This window comes from Neoroseomonas lacus (genome assembly GCF_014644535.1).
GTDB lineage: Bacteria > Pseudomonadota > Alphaproteobacteria > Acetobacterales > Acetobacteraceae > Neoroseomonas > Neoroseomonas lacus.
Genome location: NZ_BMKW01000007.1, coordinates 67,431 through 86,178 on the forward strand (window position 1 = coordinate 67,431; position 18,748 = coordinate 86,178).

General features: G+C 65.7%; 17 protein-coding genes and 2 tRNA genes. All 19 read right to left on the reverse strand.

The window, feature by feature from the left end:
* Positions 1-3 precede the first annotated feature (3 nt).
* The 19 genes from IEY36_RS14635 to lon all read right to left on the reverse strand — a co-directional run bounded on the left by IEY36_RS14635 (position 4) and on the right by lon (position 18,636).
* Positions 4-735: a biotin--[acetyl-CoA-carboxylase] ligase gene (locus IEY36_RS14635; protein ID WP_188967886.1), complete on the reverse strand. Its 732-nt coding sequence runs from the start codon at positions 733-735 to the stop codon at positions 4-6.
* Positions 732-2,153 carry an NADH-quinone oxidoreductase subunit NuoN gene (gene nuoN / locus IEY36_RS14640; protein ID WP_188967888.1) on the reverse strand — a complete coding sequence of 474 codons (1,422 nt, stop codon included), beginning with the start codon at positions 2,151-2,153 and terminating at the stop codon, positions 732-734. Before nuoN ends, IEY36_RS14635 begins: the two co-directional genes overlap by 4 nt.
* 4 nt (positions 2,154-2,157) lie before the next feature.
* On the reverse strand, positions 2,158-3,669 hold the full coding sequence (locus IEY36_RS14645; RefSeq protein WP_188967890.1) for an NADH-quinone oxidoreductase subunit M: 1,512 nt from the start codon (positions 3,667-3,669) through the stop codon (positions 2,158-2,160).
* Complete coding sequence (gene nuoL / locus IEY36_RS14650) at positions 3,666-5,582, reverse strand: NADH-quinone oxidoreductase subunit L (RefSeq protein ID WP_188967892.1); 1,917 nt, start codon at positions 5,580-5,582, stop codon at positions 3,666-3,668. Before nuoL ends, IEY36_RS14645 begins: the two co-directional genes overlap by 4 nt.
* A gap of 4 nt (positions 5,583-5,586) precedes the next feature.
* Positions 5,587-5,895: an NADH-quinone oxidoreductase subunit NuoK gene (gene nuoK / locus IEY36_RS14655; RefSeq protein WP_188967894.1), complete on the reverse strand. Its 309-nt coding sequence runs from the start codon at positions 5,893-5,895 to the stop codon at positions 5,587-5,589.
* Between the two features lies 1 nt (position 5,896).
* Complete coding sequence (locus tag IEY36_RS14660) at positions 5,897-6,580, reverse strand: NADH-quinone oxidoreductase subunit J (RefSeq protein ID WP_188967896.1); 684 nt, start codon at positions 6,578-6,580, stop codon at positions 5,897-5,899.
* A 9-nt stretch (positions 6,581-6,589) separates the two neighbouring features.
* Positions 6,590-7,078 (reverse strand): NADH-quinone oxidoreductase subunit NuoI, encoded by a 489-nt coding sequence (gene nuoI / locus IEY36_RS14665; protein WP_188967898.1) that lies wholly within the window; start codon positions 7,076-7,078, stop codon positions 6,590-6,592.
* Between the two features lie 13 nt (positions 7,079-7,091).
* Positions 7,092-8,105, reverse strand: a complete 1,014-nt coding sequence (gene nuoH / locus IEY36_RS14670; protein WP_188967900.1) for an NADH-quinone oxidoreductase subunit NuoH — start codon at positions 8,103-8,105, stop codon at positions 7,092-7,094.
* Between the two features lie 4 nt (positions 8,106-8,109).
* A complete protein-coding gene (gene nuoG / locus IEY36_RS14675) occupies positions 8,110-10,146 on the reverse strand; it encodes an NADH-quinone oxidoreductase subunit NuoG (RefSeq protein ID WP_188967902.1) in 2,037 nt (678 codons plus the stop codon).
* A gap of 4 nt (positions 10,147-10,150) precedes the next feature.
* Positions 10,151-11,446, reverse strand: coding sequence for an NADH-quinone oxidoreductase subunit NuoF (nuoF, locus tag IEY36_RS14680; protein ID WP_188967904.1), 1,296 nt, complete (start codon positions 11,444-11,446; stop codon positions 10,151-10,153).
* A 1-nt stretch (position 11,447) separates the two neighbouring features.
* On the reverse strand, positions 11,448-12,095 hold the full coding sequence (locus tag IEY36_RS14685; protein ID WP_188967906.1) for a complex I 24 kDa subunit family protein: 648 nt from the start codon (positions 12,093-12,095) through the stop codon (positions 11,448-11,450).
* On the reverse strand, positions 12,092-13,321 hold the full coding sequence (locus tag IEY36_RS14690) for an NADH-quinone oxidoreductase subunit D (protein WP_188967908.1): 1,230 nt from the start codon (positions 13,319-13,321) through the stop codon (positions 12,092-12,094). The genes IEY36_RS14685 and IEY36_RS14690 overlap by 4 nt, the downstream gene beginning before the upstream one ends.
* On the reverse strand, positions 13,318-13,980 hold the full coding sequence (locus IEY36_RS14695) for an NADH-quinone oxidoreductase subunit C (RefSeq protein WP_373290326.1): 663 nt from the start codon (positions 13,978-13,980) through the stop codon (positions 13,318-13,320). The genes IEY36_RS14690 and IEY36_RS14695 overlap by 4 nt, the downstream gene beginning before the upstream one ends.
* A complete protein-coding gene (locus IEY36_RS14700) occupies positions 13,973-14,527 on the reverse strand; it encodes a NuoB/complex I 20 kDa subunit family protein (RefSeq protein WP_188967910.1) in 555 nt (184 codons plus the stop codon). The genes IEY36_RS14695 and IEY36_RS14700 overlap by 8 nt, the downstream gene beginning before the upstream one ends.
* A gap of 7 nt (positions 14,528-14,534) precedes the next feature.
* Positions 14,535-14,903: an NADH-quinone oxidoreductase subunit A gene (locus IEY36_RS14705; protein ID WP_188967912.1), complete on the reverse strand. Its 369-nt coding sequence runs from the start codon at positions 14,901-14,903 to the stop codon at positions 14,535-14,537.
* Positions 14,904-15,125: 222 nt separating this feature from the next.
* Positions 15,126-15,202: transfer RNA gene (locus IEY36_RS14710), tRNA-Asp, on the reverse strand.
* Between the two features lie 293 nt (positions 15,203-15,495).
* A tRNA-Val gene (locus tag IEY36_RS14715) sits at positions 15,496-15,568 on the reverse strand.
* Between the two features lie 144 nt (positions 15,569-15,712).
* Positions 15,713-15,988, reverse strand: a complete 276-nt coding sequence (locus tag IEY36_RS14720) for an HU family DNA-binding protein (RefSeq protein ID WP_188967914.1) — start codon at positions 15,986-15,988, stop codon at positions 15,713-15,715.
* Positions 15,989-16,230: 242 nt separating this feature from the next.
* Positions 16,231-18,636: an endopeptidase La gene (gene lon, locus IEY36_RS14725; protein WP_188967916.1), complete on the reverse strand. Its 2,406-nt coding sequence runs from the start codon at positions 18,634-18,636 to the stop codon at positions 16,231-16,233.
* Positions 18,637-18,748: the final 112 nt, after the last annotated feature.

The following is an 18,748-nucleotide window of genomic DNA, read 5'->3' on the forward strand; positions in this document are numbered from 1 at the left end:
GACTCAGGCGACCTCCCCCGAGGCGAGCGTCTGGATGCGCTCACCGGTGTCGAGTAGCAGGCTGCCATCCTCGGCGAGGCCTGCGAAACGGCCGGCTATCTCGGCGCCTTGGCGGCGAATGGCAAGATGGGTCCCGATCGCCGGGCCGCGGGCCAGCCAGGCGGCGCGCAGCGGGGCGAAGCCATGGGCCGCGCGCTCGATACGGCGGCGGTCGATGGCGGCGAGCAGGTCGGCCGCGAAATGCTGCGGCGAGGGCGGCGTGACGCCAAGGTCGGCGAGGCAGGCCGTCATCCGCCCCGGCACCTCCGGCGCCAGAGCGAGGTTCACCCCGATACCGAGGACGACCCAGGCGATGCCACCCGACGCATCGGCGGCGATGTCAGTGAGGATGCCGGCTGATTTGGCGCCGCCGAGCATCAGGTCGTTCGGCCATTTCACGCTCAGCGCCGACGGGTCGGGCAGATAGGGCGCCAGCGCATCGGCGACGGCGACCACGGCGAGCAGGCTCCATTGCGCGGCAAAGCGCAGCGGCTCCGCCGGCCGCAGCAGGACCGACATGTACATGTTGCCTGATGGCCCCTGCCAGGCGCGGCCCTGGGTGCCGCGCCCGGAGGTCTGGCGCAGGGCGAGGACCGCATGGCCTTCCGGCTCCCCCGCTTCGGCAAGCCGGATCACCAGGTCCGAGGTACTGGGCAGCGCCTCATGGACATGGAGGCGGAAGCCCGGCGGGGTCACCCCAGGATCGAGGCCACGGCCGCCTGCGCCGCCGCCACCAGCGGGGCCGGGTAGAGGAAGAACAATGTGGTGAACAGGCCCGAAGCCGCCATGACGAAGGCCGAGCTGGCCGGCCGGGCGTCGAGGGCGCCAGCCGATTCGTCGAAGAACATCACCTTCACGATGCGCAGGTAATAGAAGGCCGAGACGACCGAGGAGAGCACGCCGACGATCGCCAGCGTCCACAGGCCCGAATCGATGGCCGCCTTGAAGACGAACATCTTGCCGAAGAAGCCGGCGAGCGGCGGGATGCCGGCCATCGAGAACATGAAGATCGCCATCCAGACCGCCATGGACAGGTCGGTCTTGGCGAGGCCGGCGAGGTCGGAGACCTTCTCGACCGCCCTGCCCTGCCGGCGCATCGAGACCAGCACGGCGAAGGCGCCGAGATTCATGAGCAGGTAGATCGCCATGTAGATGAGCAGGCCGCGCAGCCCGGCTTCCGACGCCGCGGCGAGGCCGACCAGTGCGTAGCCGACATGGCCGATGGACGAGTAGGCCATCAGCCGCTTGATATTCTCCTGCCCGATGGCGGCGAAGGCGCCGAGCACCATCGAGAGCAGCGAGATCACCACGATCACCTGCTGCCACTGGCCCGCGAGGTCCCCGAAGGGCCCGCCGAGGACGCGGGCGAACAGCGCGATGGCGGCGACCTTGGGGGCAGCGGCGAAGAAGGCGGTGACCGGCGTCGGCGCGCCTTCATAGACGTCGGGCGTCCACATGTGGAATGGCACGGCGGAGACCTTGAAGGCCAGTCCGACGATGACGAAGACCATGCCGACGATGACGCCCGGTGTCGCGCGGGCGGGGTCGGAGAGCGTGTCGGCGATGTGGTCGAAATTGGTCGTACCGGCGAAGCCATAGACCAGCGACGAGCCATAGAGCAGCAGCCCCGAGGCGAGCGCGCCGAGCACGAAGTACTTGAGGCCCGCTTCGGCCGAGCGTTCATCGTCGCGGTTGAAGGCGGCGACGACGTAGAGGCTGAGCGAGAGCAGTTCGAGCCCGATATAGAGCGACATCAGGTCGTTGGCCGAGACCATGATGAGCATGCCGAGCGTCGCGAAGACGAGCAACACCGGGAATTCGAAGCGGTCGATGCCTTCCTTCGCGTTGAAGTCGAGCGAGAGCGTCACGCCGGCGGCCGCGCCGATCAGGATCAGCACGCGCGAGAAGCGGGAGAAGGCGTCGGACACGACCAGCCCGCCATAGCCGGTGCCTTCCGCGGCGCCGAGCACCAGCACCGCGGTGAGCAGGAAGGCGCCGATCGCAGCCATCGAGCAGGCGTAGTAGGCGTTGCACTTCTGCACCACGCCCACGCCGAGGATGGCGAGGCCGCAGAGGGCGAGGACGAGTTCGGGGAGAGCGAGAGTCCAGTTCATCGGATCACATCCCCGCCAGGCGTGCGGCGCCGAGTGCGGCTTCGTGCCGCACCACCAGCGCGGTCACCGAGGCTTCGAAAAAGGAGAGGAAGCTCTGTGGCGCCACGCCCATCCATAGGGTCAGCAGCACGAGCGGCGCGAAGACCAGGCGTTCGCGCGCCGACAGGTCGAGCAGGGCGAGCAGGTCCTGCTTGGCGATCTTGCCGAAGGCGACGCGCTTGTAGAGGAACAGCATGTAAGCGGCGCCGAGGATCATGCCGAGGGCGGCGCCGAAGGCGATCCAGGGGTTCACTTTCCAGGCCGCGACGATGACCAGCAATTCCCCGGGGAAGCCGGCAAGGCCCGGCAGCGCGACCGACGCCATGGTGAAGAACATGAAGACGATGGCGTAGGCGGGCAGGATTTTCGCGACACCGCCATAACGCGCGATGTCAAGCGAATGCACCCGATCATACAGCACCCCGACGCAGAGGAAGAGCGCGCTGGCGACCAGCCCATGGCTGAGCATGGTGAACAGCGCGCCGGACAGCCCCTGCACCGTGAAGGTGAAGATGCCGAGGGTGACGATGCCCATATGCGCCACGGAAGAATAGGCGATGAGCTTTTTCATGTTCTCCTGCGCCAGCGCCACAAGCGAGGTGTAGACGATGGCGATGATCGACAGCGCGTAGATGAAGGGCGCGAAGTCGACCGATGCCTGCGGCAGCATCGGCAGCGAAAAGCGCAGGAAGCCGTAGGCGCCCATCTTCAGCAGCACGCCGGCCAGGATGACCGAACCGGCCGTCGGCGCCTCGACGTGGGCATCGGGCAGCCAGGTGTGGAACGGCCACATCGGCACCTTGACCGCGAAGGAGGCGAAGAAGGCGAGGAAGATCCAGGTCTGCAGCGCCGGCGGGATGGCGTGTTCGAACAGCATCGGGATGTCGGTGGTGCCGGCGCGGAACCACAGCAGCAGGATCGCCAGCAGCATCAGCACCGAGCCGAGCAGCGTGTAGAGGAAGAACTTGAAGGACGCATAGACGCGCCGGCTGTGACCCCAGACGCCGATGATGAGGAACATCGGGATCAGCACGCCTTCGAAGAAGACGTAGAAGACGATGAAGTCGAGGGCGCAGAACATGCCCACCATCATTGTCTCGAGCACCAGGAAGGCGACCATGTATTCCCGCACACGGGTCTGGATGGCGTCCCAGGAGGCGAGGATGCAGATCGGCGTCAGCAGGGTCGAGAGCAGGATGAACAGGACTGAGATGCCATCCACGCCCATATGATAGGTGATGCCGAAATCGGTCAGCCAGTCGAGCCGCTCGACGAACTGGAAGCCGGCATCGGCCTTGTCGAAGCGGAACCACAGGATCAGCGACAGCGCGAAGACAATCAGGCTGGTCCACAGCGCGGCCCAGCGGGCGTTCTCGGCGACGACCTTGTCCTCGCCGCGCAGGGTCAGGATGAAGGCCGCGCCCACCAGCGGCAGGAAGGTCAGCAGGCTGAGCAGCGGGAAGCCGGCGGCGTTCATCGGGCGGCTCCGAAGACGAGCAGAGTAACGAAGACCGCGAGGCCCGCGATCATGACGAAAGCATAGCTGGCGACGCGCCCCGTCTGCAGGCGCACCGCCCCCTGGGCGGCGTCGACGGCGAGCGCCGCCACGCCGTTGGGGACGCCATCGATCATGCCGGCATCGACCTTCTGCCAGAGCATACGCGCGAGGGCGCGGGTCGGGCGGACGAAGATCGCGTCATAGAGCTCGTCGAAATACCACTTGTTCAGTAGGAACAGGTAGATGGCATGGAAGGTCGCGGCGAGCTTGCCGGGGATCGACGGCGCGAACATGTACATGATGTAGGCGAGCGCGATGCCCGACAGCGCAACGCCGGTCGGCAGCAGCGCCACCCATTCCGGCACCTCATGCGCATCATGCATGATGTGGTTGTGCGGGCCGTTGACGATCGCGCCGTTCCAGAACTGCTCCCAGTGATGGCCGATGAAGTCCGGCGCGAACAATGCGCCGGCGCCGATCGCGCCGGCCGCCAGGACCAGCAGCGGCGCCAGCATCACCCAGGGGCTCTCATGCACATGTTCCATCGTGTGATGGTCCGCGCGCGGGGCGCCGTGGAAGGTCATGATGATCACCCGCCAGGAGTAGAAGGCGGTCAGGAAGGCCGCGGCCACGCCGCAGACCCAGGCGTACATCCCCACGCCGGTATGCGACGCGAAGGCCGCCTCCAGCAGGAAGTCCTTCGAGTAGTAGCCGGCGAAGAAGGGCACGCCCGCCAGCGCCAGCGAGCCCACCCACATCACCGCATAGGTGATCGGGATCTTCTTCCAGATGCCGCCCATTTTGCGCATGTCCTGCTCGTCGGACATCGCGTGGATCACCGAGCCCGCGCTGAGGAACAGCAGCGCCTTGAAGAAGGCGTGGGTGAAGAGGTGGAAGATCGCGCCCTGATAGGCGCCGACGCCGGCGGCGAAGAACATGTAGCCGAGCTGTGAACAGGTCGAATAGGCGATGACGCGCTTGATGTCGTTCTGCACGCAGCCGATCGTCGCGGCGAACAGCGCGGTGGAAGCACCCACCACGGTGACGATCGCGAGCGCCGTCGGCGCGTATTCGAAGATTGGCGACATGCGCGCGACCAGGAAGACGCCGGCGGTGACCATCGTCGCCGCGTGGATCAGGGCTGAGACCGGCGTCGGGCCTTCCATCGCGTCCGGTAGCCAGACATGCAGGCCAAGCTGCGCCGACTTGCCGCAGGCGCCCAGGAACAGCAGGACGCAGATGACCTCATAGGCCGGCATGCCGCCGATCATGGCGTCGCGATGCTGGTCGATGGCGCCGAAGATGGTGTTGAACTCAACCGACCCGAAGGTCCAGAAGGTCAGTGCCAGGCCGAGCATGAAGAAGAGGTCGCCGACACGGTTGACGATGAAGGCCTTCATCGCTGCGGCGCAGGCGCTTTCCTTCTCGTACCAGTAGCCGATGAGCAGGTAGCTCGCGAGGCCGACGCCTTCCCAGCCGAAGAACAGCTGCACCAGATTGTCGGCGGTCACCAGCATCAGCATCATGAAGGTGAACAACGAGAGATAGGCGAAGAAGCGCGGCGTCGTCGGGTCATGCGACATGTAGCCGACGCTGTAGAGGTGGATCATGGTCGAGATCAGCGTGACCATGCCGACCATCACCGCGCTCAGCGTGTCGTAGCGGAGCGCCCAGGACACCTCGAACCCGCCGACGTCGACGAAGGTCAGGATGTCGAGCGTCTGCGGCGCATGGCCGAGTGCAACCTGGTAGAAGGCGGTCAGGCCACAGGCGGCGGCAAGCGCCATGCAGATGACAGACGTCATCTGCGACGCCTTGTCGCCGATCCAGCGGCCCAGGAACCCGGCGATGCTGGCACCCAGCAGCGGGAAGAAAACGGCGCCGATGAGCATAGTCTCAGCCCTTCAGGGTCGAGATATCCTCGACCTCGATCGTACCGCGGTTGCGGAAGTAGATGACCACGATGGCCAGGCCGATCGCCGCTTCGGCCGCCGCCACGGTCAGGATGAACATGGTGAAGACCTGGCCCGTGAGGTCGCCCAGCGCGCCGGAGAAGGCGACCAGGTTGAGGTTCACGGCGAGCAGTATCAGCTCGACCGACATTAGGATGACGATGACGTTCTTTCGATTGAGGAAGATACCGAACACGCCGAGGACGAGCAGGATCGCCGAGACGGTCAGGAAATGCGTGAGGGAAACGGCCATCTCAGTGATGCCCCCCATGACCGTGATATTCGACTTCCTTGGGCTTGGCTTCCTCGGGCGATGGCGGTCGTTCGATGCCGATCACCTTCAGCCCCGCACCCTGCGGCACCGAGCGCAGCGCGACGGAACCGCTACGCGCGATCTGTTCGCCGACATTCTGCCGGCGGGTGCCCGGGCGTTCGCGCAGCGTCAGGACGATGGCGCCGATCATCGCCACCAGCAGGATCAGCCCGCAAGCCTGGAACAGGTAGATGTAGTCCGTATAGAGGATGCGCCCAAGCGCCTCGGCGTTGGTCACGCCGGCGGGCATCGGGTTGAGCCGCAGCGTCATGGCTTCGGGGGCGAAGCGCCAGGTGGTGACCACCATCAGCAGCTCGATCAGCAGGATGGCGCCGATGATGGCGCCGATCGGCGCGTAGCGCTGGAAGCCCTCTCGCAACTGCGTGAAGTCGATGTCGAGCATCATCACGACGAAGAGGAACAGCACCGCGACCGCGCCGACATAGACGATGACCAGGATCATCGCGAGGAACTCGGCGCCGGCCAGCAGGAACAGCCCCGCCGCGTTGAAGAAGGCGAGGATCAGGAACAACACCGAATAAACGGGGTTGCGGCTGGTCACCACCATGACCGCCGAGGCGATCAGGATGGCGGCGAAGACGTAGAAGGCGAGAGCGGCGATCATCGGACGGCCTTACCGGTACGGCGCATCGAGGCGCAGCCGCTCGGCCAGCATCGGCTCCCAGCGGTCGCCGTTATCGAGCAGCTTTTCCTTGGTGTAGATCAGCTCCGCATGGGTCTCGGTGGCGAATTCCATGTTGGGCCCTTCGACGATGGCATCGACCGGGCAGGCTTCCTCGCACAGCCCGCAATAGATGCACTTCGTCATGTCGATGTCGTAGCGCGTGGTACGGCGGGAGCCATCCTCACGCGGTTCGGCCTCGATGGTGATGGCCTGGGCGGGGCAGACGGCCTCGCACAGCTTGCAGGCGATGCAGCGTTCCTCGCCGTTCGGGTAGCGGCGCAGCGCGTGCTCCCCCTTGAAGCGCGGACCCAGCGGGCCGCGCTCGAACGGGTAGTTGAGCGTCGCCTTCTTCTTGAAGAAGTACTTCAGCGTCAGCGCCATCCCCGAGGCGAGCTCGGAGAGCAGCAGGCTGCGCGCGACGCGGTCTAGAGCGGCCATGGTCAGGACCTCATCAAGCCGGCAGCCAGCCGGTCAGCTTCAGAACGGCCGCCGTCAGCACCAGCCACACCAGGCTGAACGGCAGGAACACCTTCCAGCCGAGACGCATCAGCTGGTCGTAGCGGTAGCGCGGGAAGGTCGCGCGCACCCAGACGAAGGTGAAAAGGCACAGGCAGATCTTCGCGATGAACCAGATCGGACCCGGGATCCAGTTGAACGGCGCGATGTCGATCGGCGGCAGCCAGCCACCGAGGAACAGGATCACCGTCAGCGAGGACATCAGGATCATGTTCGCGTATTCGCCGAGGAAGAACAGCGCGAAGGACATCGAGCTGTATTCGACGAAGAAGCCGGCGACGAGTTCCGACTCACCTTCGGGAAGATCGAACGGCGCGCGGTTGGTCTCGGCCAGCGTGCTGATGAAGAAGATGACGAACATCGGGAACAGCGGGATGGCGAACCACACCGTCTGCTGCGCGCGCACGATCTCGGTCAGGTTCAGCGAGCCAACGCAGAGCAGCACGGTCACGATGACGAAGCCCATGCTGACTTCGTAGGACACCATCTGCGCCGCGGAGCGCATCGCGCCGAGGAAGGCGTATTTCGAGTTCGACGCCCAGCCCGCGATGATGACGCCATAGACGCCGAGCGAGCTGATCGCGAACAGGTACAGGATGCCGACATTGATGTCGGCGATCGCCCAGCCATCGTTCACCGGGATGACGGCCCAGGCGATCATCGCCAGCATGAAGGTCAGCATCGGCGCGAAGAGGAAGAGGACCCGGCTCGCGCCCGTGGGCACGATGGTTTCCTTCATCAGCATCTTGATGGCGTCGGCGAAGGGCTGCAGCAGGCCGAAGGGGCCCACCACGTTCGGCCCTTTGCGCATCTGCATCGCCGCCATGATCTTGCGTTCCGCATAGGTCATGTAGGCGACGCCGATCAGCAACGGCACCAGCAGCGCCAGCGTCTTCACGACGGTCAGGATCAGGATCCCGATCGGGTGGTTGAAGAGGAAGTCCACCATCACGTCACTCCGCCGCCAGGGCCGGTGCGGGCCCATAGGTCGCGGCGCATTGCGCCATCACATCCGAGGCGCGGCTAATGACATCCGCCTGGTGATAGACCGGCAACGGCAACACGAAGGCGGCCCCCGTCACCGCGCCATTCGCCGCCGGCCCGGCCGGGTCGGTGCAGCCGACGCGCGCCACTTCGCCAACCCGCGCGAAGACCGGGCTCGTCGCCGCGAGCCGCGCGCGGATCGCGTGCATGTCGTCATAGGACAACGTCTTGCCGACGCCCTCGCTATAGGCGCGGATGATGCGCCAATCCTCCTTCGCCTCACCGGGCGGGAAGATCGCGAGGCGCCCACGCTGCGCGCGACCCTCGGTGTTCACCCAGGTCGCGTCCTTCTCGGTGTACGCGGCACCCGGCAGGATGACGTCGGCTCGGCCGGCCATCGCATCGCCATGATGGCCCTGGTAGATGACGAAGGTGCCCGCGGCGATGCGCGCCGGGTCGAAGCCATCCGCGTTCAGCAGCCACAGCGCATCGACGCCGCCGGCCAGCATGGTGGCGACATCCTTGCCGCCCTGCCCCGGCACGAAGCCGAGTTCGAGCGCGCCGACCTGGCCGCCGAACAGATGCAGCAGGTTGAAGCCATGCCAATCAGGCGTCAGCGCGCCGGTCTCGGCCGCGAGCTGCCACGCCGCCGCCAGCACCGCCGCGCCATCGGCACGCTGCAGCGCGCCGCGGCCGAGGATGATCATCGGCTTTTGCGCGGCCTTCAGCGTCTCGGCGAAGCCCTGCATGGCATCGGGGCCCACGCCCAGATGCTGCGCCGGATAGGTCAGGTCGAGGCCGCGCGGCCCGACATAGGCGACCGGGAACTTGCCGGCCGACCAGCGCTTGCGGATGCGGGCATTGAGCACCGGCGCCTCGCGACGCACGTCGCTGCCGATGATCAACAGCGCGTCGGCCTCGTCGATGCCGGCGATGGTGGAGTTGAAGCGGTAGAAATCGGGCCGCGATGCGTCGATGGTCGCGCCGTCCTCGCGGCAATCGAGGTTAGCCGAGCCGTAGGCCGCCATCAAATCCTTCAGCGCCAGGACGGATTCCGCATCCGCCAGCGCGCCGGCGATGGCGCCGATGCGGTCGCCGGGCAGCGCGGAGAGCTTCGTCGCGATGGCCGCGAAAGCCTCCGGCCAAGTGGCCGGCGCTAGCTTGCCGTCCTTCTTCACCCAGGGGCGATCGAGCCGCCGACGCTTCAGCCCATCGAAGGAGAAGCGGCCGCGATCGGCCATCCATTCCTCGTTCACCGCCTCGTTGATGCGCGGGATGATGCGCAGCACCTCGGGGCCGCGCGCATCGACGCGGATATTGGCGCCGACTGCGTCCAGCACATCGATGCTGTCGGTCTTCTTCAATTCCCACGGGCGCGAGACGAAGGCGTAGGGGCGCGACGTGAGCGCGCCGACCGGGCAGATGTCGATCAGGTTGCCGGAGAGTTCGGAGGTCAGCGCCTTCTCGACATAGGTGCCGATTTCCATGTTCTCGCCGCGATTCGTGCCGCCGAGTTCCGGCGTGCCGGCGATCTCGGCCGAGAAGCGGACGCAGCGCGTGCACTGGATGCAGCGCGTCATCACGGTCTTGATGAGCGGGCCGATATCCTTGTCCTTCACCGCCCGCTTCGGCTCGCCGTAGCGGGACGCGTCGGAACCGAAGGCATAGGCCTGGTCCTGCAGGTCGCATTCGCCGCCCTGGTCGCAGATCGGGCAGTCGAGCGGGTGGTTGATCAGCAGGAATTCCATCACGCCGCGGCGCGCATTGCGCACCACCGGCGTGTCAGTGAACACCTTCATCCCGTCATTCACGGGATAGGCGCAGGAGGCGACGGGCTTGGGCGCCTTCTCCACTTCCACCAGGCACATCCGGCAATTGCCGGCGACGCTCAGGCGCTCGTGGTAGCAGAAACGCGGCACTTCCTTGCCGGCGGCCTCGCAGGCCTGCAGCACGGAGGCGCCGTTGGGGACCTCGACCTCGATGCCGTCGACGGTGACCTTGGCCATGGGCTTACTCCGCCGCCAGACGCGTGTTGCGCGCCTTGTACGCCGCGATGCGTTCTTCCATCAGCGGCCGGTAGTGCCGGATCAGACCCTGCACCGGCCAGACGCCGCCATCGGCGAGGGCACATATCGTATGCCCTTCGATGCGTCGCGTGACGTTCTCGAGGACGTCGATTTCCTCGATCTCCGCATCGCCGGTGACCATGCGGTCCATCATGCGCTTCACCCAGCCCATGCCTTCGCGGCAGGGCGTGCACTGGCCGCAACTCTCATGCTTGTAGAAGGCCGAGAGGCGCGCGATCGCCTTGATGATGTCGGTGGACTTGTCCATCACGATCACGCCTGCCGTGCCGAGGCCCGACTTGTGTTCGCGCAGCGCGTCGAAATCCATCAGCACGTCGTCGCAGACAGACTTCGGCAGCAGCGGCGTCGAGGACCCACCAGGGATGACACAGAGCAGGTTGTCCCACCCGCCGCGCACGCCGCCGGCATAGCGTTCGATCAGTTCGCGCATCGGGATGCCCATCTCGGCTTCCACGTTGCACGGCTTGTTCACATGACCCTGGATGCAGAAGATCTTGGTGCCCTGGTTCCGCTCGCGCCCGAAGGAGGCGAACCAGGCGCCGCCACGGCGCATGATCTCGGGCACCACAGCGATGGTCTCGACGTTGTTCACCGTGGTCGGGCAGCCATAGAGGCCGACGGCGGCGGGGAATGGCGGCTTCAGCCGCGGCATGCCCTTCTTGCCTTCGAGGCTTTCGATCAACGCGGTCTCTTCGCCGCAGATATAGGCCCCTGCCCCGCGATGCACGTAGAGGTCGTAGTCATAGCCCGACCCGCAGGCATTCTTGCCGAGCAGCCCGGCCTCATAGGCCTCGGCGATCGCGGCTTCGAGCACGACACTCTCGTTGTAGTACTCGCCGCGGATGTAGATGTAGCCGGCAACCGCGCCCATCGCGAAGCCGGCAATCAGGCAGCCCTCGATCAGCGTGTGCGGATCGTGGCGGATGATATCGCGGTCCTTGCAGGTGCCGGGCTCGGATTCGTCGGCATTCACCACGAGATAGGACGGACGCCCGTCGGACTGCTTCGGCATGAAGGACCACTTCATACCGGTCGGGAAACCGGCGCCGCCGCGGCCACGCAGGCCGGAGGACTTCATCTCGTCGATGATCGAATCCCGACCGCGGGCGAGGATCGCCGCCGTGCCGTCCCAATTGCCACGCTTGCGCGCCGCGTCGAGGTTCCAGGGGTGCAGCCCGTAGAGGTTCTGGAAGATGCGGTCCTTGTCGGAAAGGGCCATGTCACTCGCTCTCCGTACCGGTCAGCACCATGGGGCCGCCGACCGGCGCGCTGGTCTGCCGGCCAATGACGCTGCCCGGGGTCGGTCGCTCACCGCGCTTCAGCGCCTCGATCAGCTTCACCGTGCTCTCGTAGTCGAGGTCTTCGTAGTAGTCGTCATCGACGGCGACCATCGGCGCGTTCACGCAGGCGCCCATGCATTCCATCTCGGTCAGCGTGAAGTTGCCGTCGGCGCTGGTGTCGCCGTAGCCCTTGAGGCCGCCGGCATCCTTGCAGGCGCGCAGCACCTCGTCCGATCCGCGCAGCCAACAGGGCGTCGTGCCGCAGACCTGCAGGTGGAAATGGCCGATCGGTTTGGTGTTGAACATGAAATAGAAGGTCGCGACCTCGTAGACGCGGATCGGCGCCATGCCGAGGCGCTCGGCGATCACATCCATCGCCACGCGCGGCACCCAGGCGCTGCCCGTGAGTCGGCCCATCTGCTTTTGCGCCACATAGAGCGCGGGGATCACCGCGGAGGCCTGCTTGCCTTCCGGGTAGCGCTTGATGATGGCCGCGATCTTCGCCTCGCTCTCCGCGTCGAAGGCGAAGGAGGTCGGCTCGTCGTGCGTATGTGCGCCCGAATCCGCATGATGATGCTCAGTGCTCACCGGTCGATCTCCCCGAACACCACGTCGAGCGAACCGATGATCGCCACGGCGTCGGCCAGCATGTGACCCTTGGAAAGCACCTCCATCGCCTGGAGATGCGCATAACCCGGCGAGCGGATCTTGCAGCGATACGGCTTGTTCGTCCCGTCTGCCACGAGATAGACGCCGAACTCACCTTTCGGCGCCTCGGTGACCGTATAGGTCGCGCCCGCCGGGACGTGATAGCCCTCGGTGTAGAGCTTGAAGTGATGGATCAGCGATTCCATCGAGCGCTTCATATCCTTGCGCGATGGCGGCGTGATCTTGTGGTCCTGGATCTTGATCGGCCCCGGCTTCATCTGCGCCAGGCACTGATGAATGATCTTCAGGCTCTCCTTCATCTCGAGCACGCGCACGAGATAACGGTCGTAGCAATCGCCGCGCGTGCCGACCGGCACGTCGAACTCCATGCGGTCATACACGTCATAGGGCTGCGCCTTGCGCAGGTCCCACGCGCAGCCCGAGGCGCGCAGGCAGGGGCCGGAGAAGCCCCACTCGATCGCCTGCTCGGCCGTCATCACGCCGATATCGACAGTGCGCTGCTTGAAGATGCGGTTGTTGGTGACCAGGCGTTCCATGTCGGCGATGAAGGCCGGGAACTTGTCGGCCCAGTCGCCGATCTTCTCCTCCAGACCCGCCGGCAGGTCCTTCGCCACGCCGCCGGGACGGAAGTAGTTCGCGTGGTAGTGGCTGCCGGAGACCTGCTCGTAGAATTCCAGCAACGTCTCGCGCTGCTCGAAGCCCCACAGTGCCGGCGTGATGGCGCCGCAATCCATCACGTAGGTGGTGATGTTCAGCAGGTGGTTCAGCAGCCGCGACACTTCGGCGAACAGCACGCGGATATACTGCGCGCGTTCCGGCACCTCGATGCCGAGCAGGCGCTCCGTCGCGATGGCGAAGGAATGCTCCATGCTCATCGGCGCGACGTAGTCGAGGCGGTCGAAATACGGCAGCGCCTGGATGTAGGTCTTGTGCTCGATCAGCTTCTCGGTGCCGCGATGCAGCAGGCCGACATGCGGGTCGGCACGTTCGACGACCTCGCCCTTCATTTCCAGCACCAGGCGCAGCACGCCATGCGCGGCCGGATGCTGTGGGCCGAAGTTGATCGTGTGGCTGTCGCCCTCGATGGTGCGGGTGACTGTCTCGACCGGCGCCTCGCCGATCGCGGGCAGGGGCTGCGCGCTCATGCCGGGCCCTCCAGGCGGTTCAGATGGACCTTCTCGTCGCCCGGCAGCGAGGTCATTGCTTCCCATGGGCTCATATAGTCGAAGTCGCGGAATTCCTGGGTCAGTTGCACGGGGCCATAGGCGACGCGCTTCAGCTCCTCGTCGTAGCGCAATTCGACGAAGCCGGTCAGCGGGAAGTCCTTGCGCAGCGGATGCCCGTCAAAGCCGTAATCGGTGAGGATGCGGCGCAGATCGGGCTGGCCGGCGAAGACCACGCCATGCATGTCCCACACCTCGCGCTCGAACCAGGTAACGCTCGGCCAGAGATCCACGACCGACGGCACCGGCGTCGCCGCATCGGTCGTGACGACAACGCGGACGCGGTGGTTATGCGCGAGGCTGAGCAGGTTGTAGACGACTTCGAATCGCTCGGCCTTCTCGGGCCAGTCGACGGCGCAGATGTCCATGCATTGCTCGAAGCCAAAGGCCGGCTCGTTGCGCAGCAGCGTCATCAGCGTGATCAGCTGATCACGCTGCGCCTGCACCACCAGTTCCGCACCGAAGCGTTCCAGCGTGAAGCCGGTCACCGCCGTCCCGGCAGCCTGGGCGATCGCCGCGCCGAGCACGCGCAGCGGGTTCTCGGGCACGGCCTCGACGGCCGTCGTCTCGTTCTCAGCCACGCAGGATGGTCCCCGTCCGCCGGATCTTCTTCTGCAGCTGCAGGATGCCGTAGACCAACGCCTCGGCCGTCGGCGGGCAGCCGGGCACGTAGATGTCCACGGGCACGATGCGGTCGCAGCCGCGCACCACGCTGTAGGAATAGTGGTAGTACCCGCCGCCATTGGCGCAGGACCCCATCGAGATGACCCAGCGCGGTTCCGACATCTGGTCGTAGACCTTGCGCAGCGCCGGGGCCATCTTGTTGGTCAGCGTGCCAGCGACGATCATCACGTCCGACTGGCGCGGCGAGCCGCGCGGGATGACGCCGAATCGGTCGAGGTCGTAGCGCGCCATGTAGGCGTGGATCATCGGCACCGCGCAGCAGGCCAGGCCGAAGGTCATCGGCCAGAGCGAGCCGGTGCGCGCCCAGTTCACCACCTTGTCGACATTGGCGACGACGAAGCCCTTCTCCGTCATCTCCTCAGTCACGGCGTTGATCACGGCGTCCTGCGCCGCGCCGGGAGCCAGGGCCTGGCTGTTCCAGGCGATCTCATTGGTATTGCTCATCGGGCGCTCACTCCCAGTCCAGGGCGCCTTTGCGCCATTCGTAGAGGAAGCCCACCGTCAGCACGAAGAGGAAGCCCATCATCGAACCGAAGCCGAGCCAGCCGATCCCGCCCAGCGCGATCGCCCAGGGGAACAGGAAAGCCACTTCCAGGTCGAAGATGATGAAGAGGATGGCGACCAAGTAGAAGCGCACATCGAATCGGTGCCGCGTATCCTCGAAGGGCGCGAAGCCGCATTCGTAGGTGGACAGTTTCTCCGCATAGGGCTTCTGCCGTGCCGCGAGGAAGGCACCGCCCACCATCGCGATGGCGACGCCGCCCGCGATCCCGAGAAAGACGAGGATCGGGAAATATTCGGCCAGCAGCGGCTGGGTCATCGGAACCTTGCTCTCCCCTGCCCGCCATGCGGGAACATGGATTGTGCCGCGCCAGCCATACCGCAGCGCAGCGCGGGCGGACATTACCCGCCCTTCTCGCGCTTCGCCATAGTCGGTGGCGCCTTGTTTTCAAGGATTTGCGTTACGAGGCGTTTAGCATGGGGGTGATAACGAAAGCGGCGCCCGGGTTGTCCCGGGCGCCGCTTTATTCGCTCCTGCGCGTGGCGCGAGTGACGGGGCTCGAACCCGCGACCTCCGGCGTGACAGGCCGGCGCTCTAACCAACTGAGCTACACCCGCTTCTCCGCGGCAGGTGCGGGGGAATACGGCCCGGAGCGGGGCTAGTCAAGCGGGCTACGACAGTGATTCCGCATGAGGACGAAGATGCCACCCCCGCGGCGCGGAGATGGTGGTTCTGACCGTCCGCTGGCGTGTGCGGGAGCGGGTGGCAATCTCATCCAGCGGGGTGGCCGGGCGGTGGGTGCGCGCCATCGCCGGATACACCAGCGCCACGCCGGCAGCCGACGGGGCGTCGCTTCGTGTGAGAATCATCAGCGGCGGGCACCATGCCGCTTTGCAACGGCCGCGGTGAATGGGCGCTGACGGGTTCGAACCGCCGACATCCTGCGTGTAAAGCAGGCGCTCTACCAGCTGAGCTAAGCGCCCTCGCGTGGCCCTCCATAGAGCAGATTCCGTTCGGGTGGAATCATGCCGAGGCGGGGCGTCTCTCCAGGCGCGGGAGGCGCCAGGAACACGAAAGGCCGGCCCTTGCGGACCGGCCCCTCGAGAATGCTGCCGAATCCGGCAGAATCAGTTCACGGCGTCCTTCAGGCCCTTGCCAGCCTTGAAGCGAACGGTCGTGCTGGCGGGGATCTTGATCTCCTCGCCGGTACGCGGGTTGCGGCCCTTGCCGGCCTTGCGCTTGGACGTCGAGAAGGTGCCGAAGCCCACGAGGCGAACCTCGCCGCCCTTCTTCGCGAGCGCCCCTTCAATCGCGGCGAAAACCGCGTCCACGACATCGCCAGACTTCGCCTTGGGCAGATCGGTTGCCTCGGCGACGGCGGTGATGAGGTCCTGCTTGTTCACTGGGTATCCCCCTCCGATGGTGCGGATGACAGATCGGCGAGTCGGCCGGTCCGGTCAGCGCGGACACTAGGAGCGCGGGTTTGACACCGTCAACGACAGACCATCGGATTCGCGGCGGAAAACCGCCATTTGCACTGCATCATGCGACAACATTGCAACGGCAGCCTGGGTTTTCCACAGCAAAACCCCGGCGAAGCGTTGCTCCGCCGGGGTTTCCGGTCATCACGACAGGGGCGAATCGGTCAGTGCGGCAGCACGGTCCCGACCGCGGCAGCCTCCCCTGCGCGCGGTGCCGGAGTCTCCTCCGGCTCCGCCCAAGTGATGGCCTCGGGTTTCTTCACCAGCGCCCTGCCGATCACTTCGTCGACGTGGGAGACCGCGATGATCTCGAGGTTCTTCTTCACGTTGTCGGGGATCTCGGCGAGGTCCTTCTCGTTGTCCTTCGGGATGAAGACGGTCTTGATGCCCGCCCGCAGCGCGGCCAACAGCTTCTCCTTCAACCCCCCGATCGGCAGCACCCGTCCGCGCAGCGTGATCTCGCCGGTCATGGCAATGTCGCGCCGCACCGGGATGCCGGTCAGCACCGAGACCATCGAGGTCGCCATGGCGATGCCCGCGGAAGGCCCATCCTTGGGCGTCGCCCCTTCCGGGACGTGCACATGGATGTCTCGCTTTTCGAACATCGTCGGCTTCAGGCCGAAGCTGGTCGAGCGGGAGCGGACGTAGGACATTGCCGCCGAGACGGATTCCTGCATCACATCGCCAAGCTTGCCGGTGGTCTTCACATTGCCCTTGCCCGGCAGCATGACCGACTCGATGGTCAGGATCTCGCCACCCACCTCGGTCCAGGCCAGGCCGGTGACGACGCCGACCATGTCCTCGGCCTCGGCCTCGCCGTAGCGGAACTTCCGCACGCCGGCGAACTTCTCGAGGTTCTTGTGGGTGATGACGACCTTCTTGGCCTGCTTGGAGACGATCTCCTTCACCGACTTGCGCGCCAGCCCGGCAATCTCACGCTCCAGGCTGCGAACGCCGGCCTCGCGCGTGTAGTACCGGATGAGGTCGCGCAGCGCGGTGTCGGAGACCGACCACTCGGTGTCCTTCAGGCCATTCGCCTCGCTTACCTTCTTCATCAGGTGGCGCTTGGCGATTTCGACCTTCTCATCCTCGGTATAGCCGGGGATGCGGATGATCTCCATGCGGTCCAGCAGCGGCTGCGGCATGCGGAGCGAGTTCGCGGTCGTCACGAACATCACGTCCGAAAGGTCGTAGTCCACTTCCAGGTAGTGGTCGGCGAAGGTGCTGTTTTGCTCCGGATCCAGCACTTCCAACAGCGCGGAGGACGGGTCCCCGCGCCAATCGGCACCGAGCTTGTCGATCTCGTCGAGCAGGAACAGCGGATTGCTGGTCTTCGCCTTCTTCATGCCTTGGATCACTTTCCCAGGCATGGACCCGATATAGGTCCGGCGATGGCCGCGCACCTCGGCCTCGTCCCGCACCCCGCCAAGCGACATGCGCACGAAGTTGCGCCCCGTCGCCCGCGCGATGGACTTGCCAAGCGAAGTCTTGCCCACGCCAGGCGGGCCCACCAGGCACAGGATCGGCCCGCGGATCTTCGGCGAGCGTGACTGCACCGCCAGATACTCGATGATCCGCTCCTTCACCTTCTCCAGGCCGAAATGGTCAGCATCGAGCACCTTTTCGGCCTCGATGATGTCATTGCGGACCTTGGAACGCTTCTTCCAGGGGATCGACAGCATCCAGTCGAGGTAGTTGCGCACCACCGTCGCCTCGGCGGACATCGGCGACATGGAGCGAAGCTTCTTCAGCTCCTGCAGCGCTTTTTCACGGGCTTCCTTGGGGAACTTGGTGGCCTTGATCTTGGCCTCGAGCTCGGCGGCCTCGTCCTTGCCGTCCTCGCCCTCGCCCAGTTCCTTCTGGATCGCCTTGAGCTGCTCGTTCAGATAGTACTCGCGCTGCGTCTTCTCCATCTGCCGCTTCACGCGGTTGCGGATGCGCTTTTCCACCTGCAGCACGCCGATCTCGCCCTCCATATGGGCGAAGACGCGCTCGAGCCGCGCCGTCACGGACGGCGTCTCCAGCAGCTCCTGCTTCTCGGGGATCTTGAGGCCGAGATGCGAGGCGACCGTATCCGCGAGCTTGGCCGGCTCCTCGATCTGGTTGATCGAGACCAGCACCTCGGGGGCGATCTTCTTGTTGAGCTTGATGTACTGCTCGAACTGCGAGACCACCGTGCGCGCCAGCGCCTCGGCCTCGCGCGGTTCGGCCGTGATCTCCTCGACCGGCTCGGCGAAGGCCTCGAAGTAGTTCGCGGTTTCCTTGAAGGCGGCGATCTGTGCGCGGCGGCCGCCCTCGACCAGCACCTTCACGGTGCCGTCGGGCAGCTTGAGCAGCTGCAGCACCGTCGAGACGGTGCCGACCTGGTACAGGTCATCCGCCCCGGGATCGTCCTGGGCAGCGTTCTTCTGCGCGACGAGCAGGATCTGCTTGTCGTCCTTCATCACCGCCTCGAGCGCGCGGACCGACTTCTCGCGGCCGACGAAAAGGGGGACGATCATGTGCGGGAACACCACGATGTCCCTCAAGGGGAGCACCGGAAGGAGTTCGCCGCGGATGGTATCCGTCATGTGACCTCACTAGGGACAGTCGGCGCCCGGCCCGCCCAAGGGCGGCACGGGCGGGGCGCCACGGCATTTCAGGGAATGTTGGACCCCTGAGGCGCCCGCTCAAGATCTTGAC

Bases quoted from the DNA above. Each gene is read 5' to 3' on its own strand.
- nuoN (WP_188967888.1), bottom strand. From the start codon at position 2,153: ATGAACTGGACTCTCGCTCTCCCCGAACTCGTCCTCGCCCTCTGCGGC.
- IEY36_RS14645 (WP_188967890.1), bottom strand. From the start codon at position 3,669: ATGAACGCCGCCGGCTTCCCGCTGCTCAGCCTGCTGACCTTCCTGCCG.
- nuoL (WP_188967892.1), bottom strand. From the start codon at position 5,582: ATGCTCATCGGCGCCGTTTTCTTCCCGCTGCTGGGTGCCAGCATCGCC.
- nuoK (WP_188967894.1), bottom strand. From the start codon at position 5,895: ATGGCCGTTTCCCTCACGCATTTCCTGACCGTCTCGGCGATCCTGCTC.
- IEY36_RS14660 (WP_188967896.1), bottom strand. From the start codon at position 6,580: ATGATCGCCGCTCTCGCCTTCTACGTCTTCGCCGCCATCCTGATCGCC.
- nuoI (WP_188967898.1), bottom strand. From the start codon at position 7,078: ATGGCCGCTCTAGACCGCGTCGCGCGCAGCCTGCTGCTCTCCGAGCTC.
- nuoH (WP_188967900.1), bottom strand. From the start codon at position 8,105: ATGGTGGACTTCCTCTTCAACCACCCGATCGGGATCCTGATCCTGACC.
- nuoG (WP_188967902.1), bottom strand. From the start codon at position 10,146: ATGGCCAAGGTCACCGTCGACGGCATCGAGGTCGAGGTCCCCAACGGC.
- nuoF (WP_188967904.1), bottom strand. From the start codon at position 11,446: ATGGCCCTTTCCGACAAGGACCGCATCTTCCAGAACCTCTACGGGCTG.
- IEY36_RS14690 (WP_188967908.1), bottom strand. From the start codon at position 13,321: ATGAGCGCGCAGCCCCTGCCCGCGATCGGCGAGGCGCCGGTCGAGACA.
- IEY36_RS14700 (WP_188967910.1), bottom strand. From the start codon at position 14,527: ATGAGCAATACCAATGAGATCGCCTGGAACAGCCAGGCCCTGGCTCCC.
- IEY36_RS14705 (WP_188967912.1), bottom strand. From the start codon at position 14,903: ATGACCCAGCCGCTGCTGGCCGAATATTTCCCGATCCTCGTCTTTCTC.
- lon (WP_188967916.1), bottom strand. From the start codon at position 18,636: ATGACGGATACCATCCGCGGCGAACTCCTTCCGGTGCTCCCCTTGAGG.